This is a genomic window from Acidisphaera rubrifaciens HS-AP3 (genome assembly GCF_000964365.1).
Classification (GTDB): domain Bacteria; phylum Pseudomonadota; class Alphaproteobacteria; order Acetobacterales; family Acetobacteraceae; genus Acidisphaera; species Acidisphaera rubrifaciens.
This window is the reverse complement of sequence record NZ_BANB01000516.1, coordinates 1-1050: the sequence shown is the minus strand read 5'-3', so window position 1 is coordinate 1050 and position 1050 is coordinate 1. Positions and strand designations below refer to the sequence as shown.

The 1050-nt window shown below is 72.6% G+C and carries 1 protein-coding gene; it reads right to left on the bottom strand.

Annotated features, from left to right (window positions below):
- A partial coding sequence (locus B8460_RS13960) for a BKACE family enzyme (protein ID WP_048862220.1) occupies positions 1 to 776 on the bottom strand: 776 nt, incomplete at its 3' end.
- Between the last annotated feature and the right edge of the window lie 274 nt (positions 777 to 1050).

Genomic DNA, 1050 nt, shown 5'->3' with positions numbered 1-1050 from the left:
GCGGCGTTGCCGACCGCCGTTCCCCAGGGCGCGTCCTCCAGCCCGACGCGGATGTGGCCGCCGCGCGCGACCGTGTGGGCGGCGAGCGGCAGCACGTCCACGCCGAGACCGGCCACCATCCAGGCGGCGCCGGGCGCGCATTCGGCGAGCAGCGCGAGATGGGCGTCGAGATAAGCGGGACGCGGCGGGAAGCCCCAGGCGTAATCGTCGGAGAACATGAAGCGATAGATGGGCATGCGCAGACCCGGCCGCGCCGCCGCGTGCAGCGCGCCCGCGCGACTAAAACCTGCTTCATAAATCGCGTAGCCGGCCCGCAGGTCGTGGCGGGCGCAGACGTCGAGTCCGGCCGCGATGTGCGCCGGCGGATTGAGGTAGACGAAGCCCGGCGCGGCGCGATCGTTGCGATCGAAATTGACGGTCCCGGGATCGACCACCGCGATTTCCAGCAGGCCGCGGCGGCCGAGTTCCTCGACATGCGCGAACCGCGCCTCCGGCGTCGCCGCCTCGCCGGTCAGGCCGGAGCCGGCGAGCGGGATCGTCGGATAGACGAGCGCGTCGGTGCGGGCGCGGATTCCCTCGATAATCCGGGCATAAGTGCGCCAGTCGTCGTCCTGTCGCCCGGTCGCGGGATCATAGGCGTGCACATGCACGACGGCGGCGCCCGCCTGCACGCAGGCGATGCCCTCGTCGATGCAGGCCTCGACCGTGATCGGCATCAGCGGCTGCCGCTCGCGCCCCCACGGGCCGTTCAGCGCCACTTCGATCATCGTTGTCATCGCGCAATCCCATGCTGCCGCGCCCACGCTAGCGAAGCGGGCGGGCGCGTTCAAACACGGGCGGCCGATCCGCGCGCCCGCGCCATCATCCGAACGGACCGCTTGCGTGGCGTTGCGACCAACCAAGTATGGGACAGGCCCGTCCGGCGGCACGCGGCCGCGCATCGCGCCGCGCCGGACGAGACAAGCGGAGGACCAGCATGCACGACCACGCCCCCATCGCCGCCGCACGCCGCGCGGGCCGCGCGCTCGTGCTGCCCGCCCTGGCCTGGGC